The 13,387-nt window shown below is 68.9% G+C and carries 15 protein-coding genes; 9 read left to right on the forward strand and 6 right to left on the reverse strand.

Annotated elements, in window-relative coordinates; all coding sequences use genetic code 11:
* Positions 1 to 11: 11 nt before the first annotated feature.
* The 3 genes from JW592_RS31920 to JW592_RS31930 are packed head-to-tail and all read right to left on the reverse strand — an operon-like array spanning position 12 to position 1,190.
* The gene (locus JW592_RS31920; protein ID WP_229377214.1) at positions 12 to 335 is read right to left on the reverse strand and encodes a hypothetical protein; all 324 of its coding nucleotides are present in this window, start codon (positions 333 to 335) and stop codon (positions 12 to 14) included.
* 23 nt (positions 336 to 358) lie between these two features.
* Positions 359 to 661 (reverse strand): hypothetical protein, encoded by a 303-nt coding sequence (locus tag JW592_RS31925; protein ID WP_209268780.1) that lies wholly within the window; start codon positions 659 to 661, stop codon positions 359 to 361.
* Positions 651 to 1,190 (reverse strand): bifunctional DNA primase/polymerase, encoded by a 540-nt coding sequence (locus JW592_RS31930; protein WP_229377217.1) that lies wholly within the window; start codon positions 1,188 to 1,190, stop codon positions 651 to 653. The genes JW592_RS31925 and JW592_RS31930 overlap by 11 nt, the downstream gene beginning before the upstream one ends.
* A gap of 257 nt (positions 1,191 to 1,447) precedes the next feature.
* Here JW592_RS31930 and JW592_RS31935 point away from each other — a divergent pair, with 257 nt between their 5' ends.
* Positions 1,448 to 2,845: a helix-turn-helix domain-containing protein gene (locus JW592_RS31935; protein ID WP_504739941.1), complete on the forward strand. Its 1,398-nt coding sequence runs from the start codon at positions 1,448 to 1,450 to the stop codon at positions 2,843 to 2,845.
* Here JW592_RS31935 and JW592_RS31940 read toward each other — a convergent pair whose 3' ends face one another.
* The gene (locus tag JW592_RS31940) at positions 2,846 to 3,745 is read right to left on the reverse strand and encodes an aminoglycoside phosphotransferase family protein (RefSeq protein WP_209268782.1); all 900 of its coding nucleotides are present in this window, start codon (positions 3,743 to 3,745) and stop codon (positions 2,846 to 2,848) included.
* Between the two features lie 974 nt (positions 3,746 to 4,719).
* Here JW592_RS31940 and kilB point away from each other — a divergent pair.
* The 3 genes from kilB to JW592_RS31955 all read left to right on the forward strand — a co-directional run bounded on the left by kilB (position 4,720) and on the right by JW592_RS31955 (position 7,244).
* Positions 4,720 to 5,187, forward strand: a complete 468-nt coding sequence (kilB, locus tag JW592_RS31945; protein ID WP_209268783.1) for a plasmid transfer protein KilB — start codon at positions 4,720 to 4,722, stop codon at positions 5,185 to 5,187.
* A 343-nt stretch (positions 5,188 to 5,530) separates the two neighbouring features.
* Positions 5,531 to 5,842 (forward strand): hypothetical protein, encoded by a 312-nt coding sequence (locus JW592_RS31950; RefSeq protein ID WP_209268784.1) that lies wholly within the window; start codon positions 5,531 to 5,533, stop codon positions 5,840 to 5,842.
* Between the two features lie 301 nt (positions 5,843 to 6,143).
* Complete coding sequence (locus JW592_RS31955) at positions 6,144 to 7,244, forward strand: branched-chain amino acid aminotransferase (protein ID WP_209268785.1); 1,101 nt, start codon at positions 6,144 to 6,146, stop codon at positions 7,242 to 7,244.
* 101 nt (positions 7,245 to 7,345) lie between these two features.
* Here JW592_RS31955 and JW592_RS31960 read toward each other — a convergent pair whose 3' ends face one another.
* Both JW592_RS31960 and JW592_RS31965 read right to left on the reverse strand, forming a co-directional pair.
* Positions 7,346 to 8,557 carry a DUF8094 domain-containing protein gene (locus tag JW592_RS31960; RefSeq protein WP_209268786.1) on the reverse strand — a complete coding sequence of 404 codons (1,212 nt, stop codon included), beginning with the start codon at positions 8,555 to 8,557 and terminating at the stop codon, positions 7,346 to 7,348.
* A gap of 374 nt (positions 8,558 to 8,931) precedes the next feature.
* On the reverse strand, positions 8,932 to 9,897 hold the full coding sequence (locus JW592_RS31965) for a universal stress protein (protein ID WP_209268787.1): 966 nt from the start codon (positions 9,895 to 9,897) through the stop codon (positions 8,932 to 8,934).
* Positions 9,898 to 10,397: 500 nt separating this feature from the next.
* On the opposite strand from JW592_RS31965, the gene JW592_RS31970 reads away from it, so the two are divergent.
* The 5 genes from JW592_RS31970 to JW592_RS31990 all read left to right on the forward strand — a co-directional run bounded on the left by JW592_RS31970 (position 10,398) and on the right by JW592_RS31990 (position 13,275).
* A complete protein-coding gene (locus JW592_RS31970; RefSeq protein ID WP_209268788.1) occupies positions 10,398 to 10,799 on the forward strand; it encodes a rodlin in 402 nt (133 codons plus the stop codon).
* A 323-nt stretch (positions 10,800 to 11,122) separates the two neighbouring features.
* Positions 11,123 to 11,359 (forward strand): chaplin, encoded by a 237-nt coding sequence (locus JW592_RS31975; RefSeq protein WP_209268789.1) that lies wholly within the window; start codon positions 11,123 to 11,125, stop codon positions 11,357 to 11,359.
* Positions 11,360 to 11,511: 152 nt separating this feature from the next.
* Positions 11,512 to 12,150, forward strand: a complete 639-nt coding sequence (locus JW592_RS33485; RefSeq protein WP_229377216.1) for a chaplin — start codon at positions 11,512 to 11,514, stop codon at positions 12,148 to 12,150.
* 169 nt (positions 12,151 to 12,319) lie between these two features.
* Positions 12,320 to 12,727: a hypothetical protein gene (locus JW592_RS31985; protein ID WP_209268790.1), complete on the forward strand. Its 408-nt coding sequence runs from the start codon at positions 12,320 to 12,322 to the stop codon at positions 12,725 to 12,727.
* A gap of 140 nt (positions 12,728 to 12,867) precedes the next feature.
* Entirely contained in the window at positions 12,868 to 13,275 is a 408-nt protein-coding gene (locus tag JW592_RS31990; protein ID WP_209268793.1) for a rodlin, read from the forward strand.
* The last annotated feature ends 112 nt before the right edge of the window (positions 13,276 to 13,387 follow it).

Genomic DNA, 13,387 nt, shown 5'->3' on the forward strand with positions numbered 1-13,387 from the left:
GCCGAACGATGCTATGCCGCTGAACTGTCAGCAGCACCTCCGAGCCCCGGCCAGCCGTCTTCCTGGCACGCCATCTCTGCCGTGAGCCCAGTCGTCAGCAAGTCGGCCAGCAGCCGCGCCGCGTCCGGACGCACCGTGCCGAGAGTGACGACGCCGTCCCCGAAGACGTTCACGTCGGCCTTGAGCCCCGGCAGGTCCACTTCCAGGCCGACCGCGCGTAGCACCTGCGCGAGGCCGTCAGCGGCGCGCTTGCCATCGGCCCATCCGCGTACGTAGGCCACACCTGGGGTGAGGCAGTCCGCAGGTCGAGCGCACACGCCCTTGGAGTCCGTCACGTCGTCCACCTCATCCGCTCTGCTCAGTCGTTCCGCTGCTGACGGCCGTTCGTGCCCGTGCCCGGCACCTCGTACGTGCTCTCCAGTGCCCGCCGCAGCAGCTCCGTGAGCCGTTCGGCCGTCTCCGGCGAGATGCGGCCGAGTTCGATCAGCCCGTGTCCGAAGGCGTTCAGGTCGGCGCGCAGGTACGGGAAGTCGCGTTCCATCCCAGCAGCGATCAGTACGTCCCGGAGCCCGGCGGCCGCGTCCCGCGCCGCGTACCACTCCTCGCTGTCGAGCGGGGACCAGCTCGCGCTGTCGCCACTGTGTTCGTGGTCAGCCGGCATGGGTGGCCTCACCTTCCGCAGAGGCAGCCGTCTGCTCGCGGCCGTACCGGTCCGCCCGAGCCACGACAGACGACGCAGCGACGAACATCGCTGCCAGCGCCGCAATGCGCGAGGGGGACGCTTCCGGTCGACGCATCGGAGCCCGGAGCCAGATGTAGCGATCTCCCGTCAGCGGCATCGGCCCGGGAACGACCACTACCGAGCCCTCACCCAGATAGCGGTACTCAGGTGCTTCGTCCGTCGACTCCTGCTGGACCATGCGGCGGAACGGCTCGCGCGCCCAGGTGGGGACGAAGAAGCCGACCTGGCCGGAGGCGCGGTCCGCCATCACGGGCCCGAGCGGCATACCGTGGCGCTGGAGTTGGTCGAAGGTCTCCAGCCCGACCCGCTGTCCGACCACGACGACGTCGAAGAAGCGCCCAGCCGGGAACGCGTAGGGGCGTCGAGGGTCAACCAGCCAGGCTTCCCGGCACTCGTCCGGGTCATCGGCTGCGCAGGAGATCCACTGAACTCCCCTTCTTGTCATCATCTGCACGTCGAATCACCTCAGTTGGTCCAAGCCCCAGCCGTTTGGCCGCGTGGGAACCACTTTCGGCCGCACCGCCCTGAGCTGGGCAGATGACGAGAGGTGACGGGGGATGACGTGCCCTCCAGCCCCGCGTCACCCTGGATCATCTGCCGAGGGAGGCAAGAGGTGCGCATTACGAGCAGACAGCGCGGCATCACATTCCGTAGATTCGGAGAGGCCAGCAGGGCATCGCATCTGGTCGGAAGCGCGGGGAGGCGATCAGAACGGAAGCGAACCGGTCCTTTGGGGAACTCCTCCGCGCGGCTCGCAAGGCCCGCGGCTGGGGACAGCTCAGGCTCGTCAGCGAGATGCGACTGTGCGCGAAGCGCCACGGGAAGGCGCTCCCGTCCGACGACAGCGTGAAGCGCCGCATCGCAACCTGGGAGAACGGGCACAGCACGCCCGACGAGTTCTACGGGGCACTCATCTGCGAGGCGTTCGACATCGCTCCGGCCGAGTTGGGGCTGAGTGCCGCCGCCGGCCAGGACTCCCGATTGCTGGAGACGCGGTATCCCCCGACCCCGGAGGAGGCGTTTCAGACCGTCAGCCAGTTGTGGCGCGCTGACTTGCACGGTTACGAGCCGCTGTTGCTCTCCGAGGCGTCACAGCACGCGTGGAGCGAAGCGTCCCTGCGCTGGCTGGTTGCACCGGACCCCTCGTTCCCGTCGACCGCACGCACGGATGGCGCACGGGTGGGACTGGCCGACGTTGCGATGATCAAGACGACCAGTGACATGTTCGCCGAGATGGACGACCGGTTCGGCGGCGCGCATGCGCGACAGTCCGTCGTCCAGTACCTCAGTCGGGATGTGGCGCCCCTACTCACGGGCCAGTACACGGAAGCTGTCGGCCGGGCGCTGTTCTCCACCGTCGCGGAGTCCACTCTGCTGGCCGGATGGATGTCGTACGACGCGTGTCACCACGGCCTGGCTCAGCGGTACTTCCTCCAGGCGCTTCGTCTGGCCCAGGACGGCGACGACCGCCGACTGGCGGGGAGCATACTGTCCGCGATGAGCCACCAGGCCACGTTTCTCGGCAACTACACCGAGGCCGCGACACTCGCCCGAGCTGCACGTATGGGCATCTCAGGCGTGGCGACACCGACCCTGATGGCCCAGTTCCATGCGATGGAGGCCCGTGCCCTTGCCCGTACGGGTGACATCCGCGCGTGCGAACAAGCACTCAGCGAGGCCACCAAGGCACTGGAGAGCCGCAACAGCAGCGACGAGCCCGAGTGGATCACCTACTTCGACGAGGCCGAGTTGGCAGCCGAGGCCGCCCACTGCTTCCGCGACGTGAACAGCGCCCGCCGAGCCGTGGCCCATGCTGAGAACGCCATGAGCGGCAGCCACGTACGGAGCGACTTCTTCGCCACCATGGTCCTTGCCGACGCCCACCTACGGGCCGGAGACCCCGAGGAGGCATGCCGCGTAGCCCTTGATGCTCTTGATCTTGGCGAGCAGCTCAAGTCGGCGCGCTGTGTCAGCTACCTCAAGGAGTTTCGGGACGGCTTGTCGGCAGTGGGAGAGACAGCCGCTGTCCGTTCCTTCCGCGAGCAGGCGAATGGGCACCGGCTGTGGGCCGCTGCGGAGGGACAGCGCGACGGAAGCCGCTGATCAGTACGGCTGCCAATCCTTCCGGCTGCCTCCGGTCCGGATGCTGTCGACCCGCCGGGGGAACTCTTCCGCTGCCCTGCTGTTCGTCGTCACCTGGTGCCCGAGCCACAGCGTCATCATCAGCTCACGCACGTCGGCCAGCACCGGGTAGCCCGGCCAGTTCATCAGGTCGAATCCGTAGTGATGCACGAAGGACTCATACTCGGTCCGCGTGTGCCAGCCGAAGCGCTCGTAGTAGAGGGAGGTGAGGACCAGGTCCCACTCACGAGGTGCCAGCGCGAAGCCGTCGAGGTCGATCAGGACAGCGCGCCCGGTCCGGTCGCGGAGGCAGTTCCCGACGTTGGCGTCCCCGTGGATCATGCCGAAGGGGAGAACGAAGTCCAAGCGGTCGTACGCCTTGTTCAGCTCTCCGGCCCGCTCCTCCAGGAAGGACCGGTCCCCATCCGAGACAGCGCTACCGAGACCACGCAGCGAGTCCCACACCTTGCCGAACGGGTCGTAATGCGGCAGCCCGAGCGACTTCGGCTCTTCCAGCCAGTGCAGCCGCTTCAGCAGGTCGGCCAGCTCGTCCAGGCGGGCGTACTCGACTTCGTCCTGAAGGTTCACCCAGTACGTGACGACCCGGCCACCGATGACGGCCGGCTGTTCCACGTCGCCCAGCACCCGCGTCGCGGGGAAGTCCTCCGTCTCCAGCCAGCGAGCGACCCCGACCGCCCGCGTCATCTCGTCCAGGGCATCGGTGTCCCGCGCGATCCGGACGACCACAGGCGCGGTCGACAGCCGGTACACCGCGTTGGAGCCCAGCCGCAGCAGCTCCGCGCCCGTAGGGTCGAGCCCCGCCGAGCGGCACGCCTCCCCCAGCACCGCGCCCGCCGACTCAGCAGTGAACTCCGCCGTCATGCTCGCGCCTCCCCGCCGCATAGATCATGTCGACGGTATCGCTTCGCAGTCGCCGCATACAGAGCGCCCACGGCGTATGCGCGGCGTGACGCACCTCCAGCCCGAGTCGATCAGTGCGTCGACCTGCACAGACGTAGAGAAGCGCGTCGGCCTCCGGAGCCGTGTGCGCAGGTTCGAATCCTGCCGGGGGTACTTCCCGTGAAGTGCTACAACGCCCTGTGACCAGGCTTGATGCTGGTTGCGGGGCGTTTGTCGTTGGGTAGGGGGCTGCGGCTGCCGGGCAGCGCCAGTACGACGAAAGCCCCGGATCAGACCGGGGCGTGGGGCTGTCGCTCGCTCTTCAGCTGCTGTCGTGACATAAAACAGTCCCCGGAGTCCTCACCGTTGCCATCTGCCTCAGTCGTCGCTGAGGCTCCGGTAGCGAGGGGCTTCGGGGGCCTGGCCAGAGCCTGCGGGAATCTCCTGCCAGTGGACGTCTCCACTGCCGGTGCAATTCCCCGGTTTTCTGGTGTAATTCCTAGTTTCCACGCATTGTGGCCCATGTCAAGAGACCCCGGGAGACCCGTTGGTTCCGCCCCTGATGGGGGCGGCTCCGGCGCATAGGGCGTGAGGTGCGTGTGCTCGGCAGCAGAGGGCACCGGTTCGACCTCGGCGCCGCCGTATCGGCCTGTCCGGGCCTGATCGACGGGGTAGCGTGCAGGTGGCGGGCTTGAAGGCACCGAGCGCCGATTTCCGCGCCCCTCGGGGGGCCGCGGTGACTGATGCGGCCGGCGAGGTGAGCGCGGAGGGCCGTCGTACTCGCTGCTTGCGCTTCTCCGTACGCACTGCGGCGCGGGCCGTTCATCCTCCGCTGACGGTCACCAGGTGTTCCGAACCCTGACCTCAGGTAGTCGGTGGCAGGTTCGGATCCTGTCGGGTGCAACTGACCGAGCCCATGGTGGCCGCGGGGTGATCTTTGTGGTGTGCTGCTGGTCGTGGATGGCGCTCTTTCGACTCTCATCGCGGTGTGCGGAACGCTCCTGGGTGCGGGTCTGACGCATGTGTTCCAGCGCAGGGCAGCGGCGCGGGATCAGCGGTTCGCTGTTCAGCAGCAGTTGCGTGCCGAGCGGATGGCCGTCTACAGCGACTTCGCCGGCGCGGTGACCGAGTTCCGTCGTGGGCAGCACGACCGCTGGCACCGCAAGGACGAGGACCCGGAGAGCGCGGCCTGCTTCGACGCCCGGGTCGAGGCGTATCGTCTGCGTGGCGTGGCTCTGCATGCCCTGTTCCGGGTCCAGCTCATAGCGAGTGAGCAGTCTCTGACGGACGCGGCCCAGCGGGCCTACGACCTCACCTCCACGGCCCACAAAGCCACCGACAAGCGAGAGCTGAACGCTCGTGGCACCGGTGCGCGGGAAGCGCTGGAGAGCTTCATAAAGCTCGCGTCGTCGGACGTGCGGTGATTTCACATCCTGCGACGAGGTGCCGTGACCTCTTCCGAGTGGCAGTGGGGTCGAATGCGGCTCAGCCGGAGCCAGGGGCGGGGCGGTCCAACGTAAGGGGGAGCCAGGGGAGTTGGGCGCCCAGGTGAGTCGTGGTGAGGGCTTGCGGTGGGGTGGGGGTTGGGTGAGGATCTGGCTCGGTGGCCGTGATCGGCCGAGGCCAGTCACGTACGGGATCGTGCGTACGTAGGTCGTGTGGCGGTTGGTCGTTCGGCGGATGGTCGACCGCCGGTGAGGGCGCGTCCGGGGGTGCGGGTCGGACGGTGACGTCTGTTTCCGCACCTGCCAACGGGGAGGACCGTTCATGTTCCGACTTCCGCGCGCTCTGGGTGCGCTGGTGGCCGGCGCCGCCTTGGTCGTCGTACCTGTTCAAGCCGCCGGTGCCGCCGAGCGCGGGGCTGCGGCGCCGCATGTGCTGGGTGCCTGCGCCGAGCTGACCGATCAGGGTCCGGGCTGGGCCTCGCTGCGCAATGACTGCGGCGTGGAGATCGACGGCTCCGTGCAGTTGAGCTCCGGTAAGAACCCGAAGTGCGTGACGATTCCCGCGTACGGAACGGGCACCGTGTACTGGAAGGGCAGGGGTACCGCCGAGTACGCGTACGACTGCTTGACGTAGAACTGCGAGGGGGTGCGCGCGGGCGGCCGAGCGCCGGTACACGCGCCACCCTCCAGCCCCCGTTCAGCGGCTACCGACTCGCGGCCAGCGCCCAGCGGCTAGCAGCCAGCCGCCAGCGGTCCAGCCGCCCCCGGCGCGCCGTAGGCGCACGCCTCGCCGTGCCGGGTGCAAAGCCGTGTCGTGGAGAGGTCCTGCGACTTACGATGCCCGGGCGTCGTACGGCGACAGCGCCCGTACTGATGACGGCGCTGGGCGGCGGGTGCCGGGCGCCAAATGGCGGGTGGCGGCGGGAGGAGTCGGTGTGAGTGCTGAGTTTGCCGTGGTGCGGAGCGGGCGGCCCGCCGGGGCCGAGGAGCGGGCGGCGATCCTGGCGGCGCCCGGATTCGGGCAGCACTTCACCGATCATATGGCTGCGGCCACCTGGACAGCCGAGGGCGGCTGGGAGGGGCACAAGGTGGGCCCGCTGGAGCCGTATCAGCTCCATCCCAGCGCCGCTGTGCTGCACTACGCGCAGGAGATCTTCGAGGGCCTGAAGGCGTACCGGCACGATGACGGCAGCGTGTGGCTGTTCCGGCCGGAGGTGAACGCGCGCCGCTTCGCCCGCTCCGCCCGGCGGCTGGCACTGCCGGTGCTGCCGGAGGACGATTTCGTCACCAGTGTCGCGACGCTGGTGGAGGTCGACGAGCCGTGGGTTCCGGCGCCCGAGGGCGAGGAGAGCCTCTATCTGCGGCCGTTCATGTTCGCGTCCGAGGCGTTTTTGGGCGTACGACCGGCCTCCCGCGTCGAGTACGCCGTGATCGCGAGCCCGGCCGGGCCGTATTTCGAGTCCGGTGTCACCGGCGTGACCCTCTGGGTGACCAGCACATACACACGCGCGGCTGAGGGGGGTACGGGTGCTGCCAAGTGCGGCGGCAACTACGCCGGGAGCCTGGCCGCACAGCGCGAGGCGGCGGAGCACGGCTGCGACCAGGTGCTGTACCTCGACAGCGCGGGCAAGGGGAATCTGGAGGAGTCCGGCACGATGAACCTCCTCCTGATCACCTCGGACGGCCGGCTGGTCACCCCCGAACTCGGCACCATTCTGGAAGGCGTCACCCGCGACACCCTGCTGGCGCTGGCCGGCGAGCACGGCCTGACCCCGGTGGAGCGCTCGGTCAGCATCGGGGAGCTGCGCGCGGGCGTCACGGACGGCACCTTCGTCGAGGTGTTCGCCGCGGGTACGGCGGCGGTGGTCACCCCGATCACCGGGTTCAAGGGGGAGGGAGGCGGTGGCGAGGGATACGAGTTCACCGTCGGTGACGGCTCACCGGGCAGGAAGACGGTCGAACTGCGCGAGCATGTGCTGGACATCCAGTACGGCCGTGCCCAGGACACACACGGCTGGCTGCACCGTGTGTGCTGAGGCGCCTCGTGAGGGCCTCTGACAGGCAGTTGCCGCGTTCAGCACTTTGCAGCATTTCTCGGCCACCTCCGCATGGGCATTTCGAGCCCTCGATCGAGTGCTCAGCGTGAGTCGACAAGTGCGTACTTCGCCGACAGCACAGTCGGCCGTCCACTGCGCGGCAGGTGGGCGAGAGCTTGGCCGTGAAAGGTGCTGATGACGGTGGAGCGCGGCGTCGGGTCGTAGACGGCTTCCTCGCCGGACGGCGTGAGCTGGTAGCCGGGGCGGGTGACGCGCAGCCGCTGCTGGTGTGCGAGGGGTACGACCGCCAGCACTCCCCCGTCCGCGGTGCGCAGCGCATAGCTGTCGCGATGGCGCGGCCGCGTCGGTACGAAGCGTCTTCGCGCCCCCTCGGCGCCGAGTTCGTCGTCACGGTGCCGATAGGTGGACCGGGCCTCCTTCGTCACAGCGTTGGGGGCGAGTGCTGCGGCCTCTTCCGTGCCGCCCGTCTGCCACAGGTCCTCGTACATCGTCGGGATGTCGTACGGGCGCGGCGTACGAGCCCGGGAGGTGGGGTCGGCCTCGGTCGCCAGCCCTGACGGTGTCGTTGCGATGTGCGGCAGGCGTCCGTCCTGCAGCGGGAGCGCGGCGCGCAGGCGCCACGCGGCCGCGTGGCCGACGCTCTTCCTTCGGTCGGCTCCCTGAGCCCGCTTGTCCGCTTGCTCGGCGCGCTCCGCGCTCTCTGCGTCCTCTGCGCCCTCTGCGCGTGGGGGCGGCTCGGTGACCTTGGTGTGCTCGGTGTGCTGCGGGGGCTCTGCGCTCGCCCTGTGCTCTGGGCGCGCCCCGTGCTCTGGGCGGGCGGTGCGCTCTGGGCCCGCGGTGTGCTCGGTGTGTTGAGCCTGCCCTCCCCGCTCCGCTTCGAAGACCAGCACGGTGGGCTGCGGGGTGGGCCGGGTACGGGTGGCGGTCACCAGGAACCACGAAGCGCCCGCAGGGATATGGAACTTCGGGTCCCGGTAGTGGGCGGGGCGGGCGAGCGAAGCCCGTTCGCGCTCCGGGAGTGAGGCGTACTGCTGGTAGGCCGCCTTTGAGCGCTCCAAGGCGTTGCCCGCAGCGACCTCGGCCAGCAGGGTGGCGTCCCGGGCCCGGTCGGCCCTGGCTGCGACTCTCTCGTAGCGGCCGAGGATACGGCGCGCCTGTGCGACGGTCACGGCTGCGCGCGGGCGGCACGTCGGATCGCTCGTACCACTGTTGGCACGGCCGTCGGTACTGCTGTCTCCGCTGCCGCATCCGGTCGCCGTACCGATGAGGAGAACAGCCGCGACGGCCAGCACGGCGGCGATGGACGCCCGGGAACGGCTCGCCCGTCGGTGGGGGTTGCGACGCGGCTCGCCGCGCGCCGGTTTGCGGCGTTCAGGGCTGCGCTTCGGGTGCCGGGACGGGCGTCGGAGGAGGAACGGGCGACAGCAGGCACACATGGTTGTGGGGGCTCCTGGGTGCAAGGCCGACGGTATGGTCGCGGTCGGAGTCGCCGGGCAGCGGACGCGGACCCCCGTCGGTGTCCGGGCCCGGAACATACTGGTTCACGCTCCGAGCAGGATGCCTCAACTCCCCTACTCAGGAACCGGATCGGCTGGAAATCGAGCCAAGCGACGCGCAACACCAGGCAACCGGGCACGGAATGGCACGCCCCTCCGCCGCCTTCGCCTCAGTCCGCGGCGCCGTTCCCCTCCGTGGGCCCGCACCGATGTCCCCCATGTCCGTGCCCGTGTCCCCGCCCGTGCCCGTGCCCGTGCTCGCGGTGCGCCCGTACGACCGCTACCGGGCAGTGCGCGTGGTGCAGCACCGCCTGGCTCACCGACCCGAGCAGCAGCCCGGTGAAACCGCCCCGGCCGCGCGCACCCACGACCAGCAGCTGGGAGTCCTCGCTGGCGGCGATCAGTGCCTGCCTGGTGTACTCCTGGACGAGCCGGGGCGTCACCTCGACGTCCGGGTACTGTTCGCGCCAGCCGACGATCGCCGCCGCCAGTACCCGCTCCTCCTCGGCCCGGTAGAGGTCCACGTCGTAGTAGGTGGGCACCTGGATGCTGGGGCCCGCCCCGATCGGTCCCGTCCAGGCGTTCCAGTTGTGCAGTGCCACAAGTTCGGCACCGCGCAGTGACGCTTCTTTGAACGCCCAGCCGACAGCCGCGTCGCCCACTTCGGAACCGTCGACTCCGAGCAGCACCGGCCCGGCGGGGTGCTTCCTGCCGCGGGTGACCAGCACGGGGCACTCGGCGTGTGCGGTCAGGTACACGGCGACCGAGCCGACGAGCAGCCCGGTGAAGCCGCCGAGCCCGCGTGTGCCGACGACCACCAGCTCGGCGTCGCGCGACTCGGTGGCGAGGACGGAGAGCGGCTCGCCCGGCACGACCGCGTGGGTGACCTCGACGGTCGGCTGGACGCTCTTGGCTCGGGCGGCGGCCTCCTCTGTGGTGCGCTCGGCGAGGCTGCGCATGCCCTCTTCGGGCGGGCCCGTGGCGGACGAGCCGAGCGGGACTTTCGTCGTCGGCCAGACGAACGCGTGCACGACGCGCAGCGGACCCCCGCGGAGCCTCGCCTCTCGCGCGGCGACATCGACGGCCTCCAGGCTCGACGGAGAGCCGTCGACGCCCACCACAACGGTCCCGCTCACGGCCGTGCTCCCTTCCGGGACCCGCCTGCCGCCGCACCCCGCGCCTCGTTCTCCGTGCCTCGCGCTGCGCGGTGCCGCACGCCCCTGCGTGACTCTCCATGCATATCGCCCTCCATGCATACCGCCCATGGGCCGTCACGGCAGGAACGGCTGCACCGAACGGGCGGGCTCTTCGGTCGGGGACGGCGATCGGGGGGCGGCGATGACTCGGCCGGAAGACGGTCGCCGGGCGGTCGGCAGGCGGCTGGCGGCTGGCGGCTGGCGGCTGGCAAACAGCCTTCAGAAGGCGTGCAAACGACCCAATGAACAGCCCGCTGAACGGCTCCGAGCAAGGTGGGAAAAGGGATCGGAAAGAGGCGGGAAAGGGCCGGAATGATCAGCCGAGGATCACATATCGGCTGGTCAGAGTGTTGTCGTCCGGGTGAATATGCGCAACTAACCCTGTTTAGCCAAGTTGTCCAGTGCGCTCCGCGTCCGAGCTCCACGTCAGGAGGACTTCAATGATCAAGCACGCGCTCGCCACTGCGGCGGCGGCCACGGCCATCGTCGGCGTGGCCGCCCCACAGGCCATGGCCACCGGCAACGACCACGGCCCGACCACGGTCAACGGCAACGGCGCCGACCAGATGTACGGCAACTCGGCCACCTACGGGAACTGGAGCCCGCAGTTCGCACTGATCCAGGGTTCGCTGAACAAGCCGTGCATCGCCCTGCCGGACAAGCTCAACCTGGGCTCGCTCATCGGCCTCATTCCGATCACGGTTCAGGACATCAACCTCCTGTCCAGCAAGCAGACTCAGACCTGCGTCGAGAACTCCACCCAGACGAAGGGCGACGAGCCGCTGTCGCACTTCCTGCAGGACATTCCCCTCCTCTCCGGTAACGGCACCGGAAACCGCTGAGCGGCACGGCCGCGGCCAGAGCGGAACGCGGGCAATGGGCCCGGGGCGTGCGCCCCGGGCCTTCCGCTGTTTTCCGAGTCAATTACCGGACGTCATGCCTCAGGTGGAGGTGCATATAGGCGCACACACTCACATCGAGTGACGCAGCCGTGCCCATCATTACGCCAATGGAGGGATGAAGAAGGTAATTCGGCATAACTCGTGTCGTACGGAACGCGGCATCGTTACGAATGGCGACAGCGGAGTTGCGGGCGATCAGCCAGCACTCGTGGACATACGAAATCCGTGGTCCAGGGAAACCCCGCTTGAGAAAGGACTCCCACGTGAAGTACACGAAGGTCGCGACCGTTGCCGCAGGCACGCTGATGGCCCTGGGCACTGCCGCTGCTCCGGCCCTCGCAGACTCGGGCGCCCAGGGCGGCGCCGCCGACTCCCCCGGTGTCATCTCGGGCAATGTCATCCAGGTTCCGATCCACGTTCCGGTCCAGGTCTGTGGCAACACCGTCAACATCATTGCCCTGCTCAACCCGGCGTTCGGCAACACCTGCGTCGCCGACTGACATTCCCCGCCCTCGTGCGCGGGAACCAGTTCGGACGGCTCCGGTGCGGGGAGTGGAGCCCACGCGCCGGAGCCGTCCGGTTTCCTGATACGCGGATACGGGATTTCGAGAATTCCGCATCTTCCGCACCAGACTGAGAGCAGGAAGAGACCATGCGAAAGGTCTTGAGCAACAGCCTCCTGACCGCTGCCGCTGCTACGGGAGCGCTCGCGAGTGCAGCAGGATACGCCCAGGCCGATGCGGGAGCCGGTGGTGGCGCCGCCGGCTCCCCCGGCGTCGGATCGGGCAACGTGGTCCAGGCTCCGGTGCATCTACCGGCCAGTGTCTGCGGCAACACGCTGAACATCGTGGCGCTGCTCAACCCGGCGTTCGGCAACAACTGCTTCAACGGGCACGCCCCGGCCAAGCACCCTCCGCACCACCACAAGCCGGAGGAGAAGCCGGCGAAGCCGCCGCAGCAGGCCGAGGAGGAGCAGCCGCCGGGAAGCGCCGAGGAGCAGCCGCCCGAGCGCGCTCCGGAGCGGCCCGCTGAGCCAGTGGAGAACCGAGTCGAGAAGCCGGCGACCCCGCAGGCCGACGAGCGCGCTCCGAAGGCCGAGAAGGAACTGCCGCCCGCCGGTACGGCCCACGAGGCCGCCCCGAGCGCTCCCCAGCCGGAGCACGAGGCCCCGGCGTCCGGCGTCCTGGCGGCGACCGGCGGGGGCGGCACCTGGGGTACGGCGGCGCTCGGTGTGGGCACGCTGCTGGGCGGCGTGGTGCTCTACCGCCGCTCGCTCCGGCGCGGCGCCTGATCCGTCCGGTCAGCCTGTCCCGTCGACTGTGGCTCGGTGCGCGGTCGGCCGGCTCTCTTCGCGCGCGAGGACATATGCGGATCGCGGAACTCGCTTTGTCAGCAGTTCCGCGATCCGCGCGGTTCAGCGCAAGCGCAGAGCCCCGAAAAAGGGTGAGGAGTCGCGCGCTGTGCGGTCCGAGCCGTACGGCCCGATGCGCAATGCGCGCCGCGTGCGGTTTCCGGCTTGCCATGCACCATCGACCGCCAGGCGGACCTTCGGAACATCACACAGTTTCCGGGAGAAGAAAGAGCCTATGAAATACAGAAGGACGGCCGCCGCCATCGCGGGCTCTGTGGTGGCTCTGGGAGCAGCGTCACCCGCCTTTGCGAGCGGGCCGCCTGTCGGGCCCCGCGCGAGTTTGAACGGTGGTCTCGATTACGCGCTCGGAAGTGGCGAGCTGCTTTCCGCCTCTCCTCCGGTGGGTGTGGAAGGCCCGCAGTTCGACGCATTGGTGGAGGCGGTGAAGCGTCCTCTCAAGACCGGGAAACTGATCGACGGCCGGAATCTGCTGGGAGGACTTCCGCCGGTCGAGTGAAAGCCCCGCGCCGGTAACGGATTTTCGGGTCACGGCGCACTCACCATTCAGGTGAAAAGGAAAAACTCATGAGGCGGAAGTCAGTTAGACCCGGCGTCCCAGACTTCCGCACCATTCCAGGAAGAACGGTAGAACCCATGATGAAGAAGGCCCTGTCCACCGCAACGGTGGCCCTGTCGCTCGTCGGCATCTCCGCCATGGCCGCCCCGCAGGCGCTGGCCACCGGCAACGACCACGGCCCGACCACGGTCAACGGCAACGGCGCCGACTCCAGCGACAGCAACTCCGCCACCTACGGCAATATGAGCCCGCAGAACCAGCTCATCCAGGGCACCCTGAACAGGCTCTGCCTGCTGCCCATGGAGAAGATCAACGTGGGCTCCCTCATCGGCCTCATCCCGATCACGGTTCAGGACATCAACGTTCTGTCCTCGTACCAGTCGCAGAAGTGCGCGGAGAACTCGTCCCAGACCAAGGGCGACGAGCCGCTGTCGCACGTCCTGGACGACATCTCGGCCCTCTCGGCCAACGGCGAGCGCAACCGCTGAACCGCGGCGTCGCGGCTCGAGACGAGGACCGCATAGAAGAAGCCACCGGCAGCCAGCCGGTGGCTTCTTCGTGTTCTGTGGCGGCCGCGTGACGCCGAATCATTGAGCTGCC

Source organism: Streptomyces spirodelae (assembly GCF_017676385.1).
Classification (GTDB): Bacteria; Actinomycetota; Actinomycetes; order Streptomycetales; family Streptomycetaceae; genus Streptomyces; species Streptomyces spirodelae.

Coding starts and splice junctions, on each gene's coding strand:
- JW592_RS31950 (WP_209268784.1), top strand. CDS start 5,531: ATGTTCCGACTTCCGCGCGCTCTGGGTGCGCTGGTGGCCGGCGCCGCC.
- JW592_RS31940 (WP_209268782.1), bottom strand. CDS start 3,745: ATGACGGCGGAGTTCACTGCTGAGTCGGCGGGCGCGGTGCTGGGGGAG.
- JW592_RS33485 (WP_229377216.1), top strand. CDS start 11,512: ATGCGAAAGGTCTTGAGCAACAGCCTCCTGACCGCTGCCGCTGCTACG.
- JW592_RS31970 (WP_209268788.1), top strand. CDS start 10,398: ATGATCAAGCACGCGCTCGCCACTGCGGCGGCGGCCACGGCCATCGTC.
- JW592_RS31990 (WP_209268793.1), top strand. CDS start 12,868: ATGAAGAAGGCCCTGTCCACCGCAACGGTGGCCCTGTCGCTCGTCGGC.
- JW592_RS31930 (WP_229377217.1), bottom strand. CDS start 1,190: ATGATGACAAGAAGGGGAGTTCAGTGGATCTCCTGCGCAGCCGATGAC.
- JW592_RS31925 (WP_209268780.1), bottom strand. CDS start 661: ATGCCGGCTGACCACGAACACAGTGGCGACAGCGCGAGCTGGTCCCCG.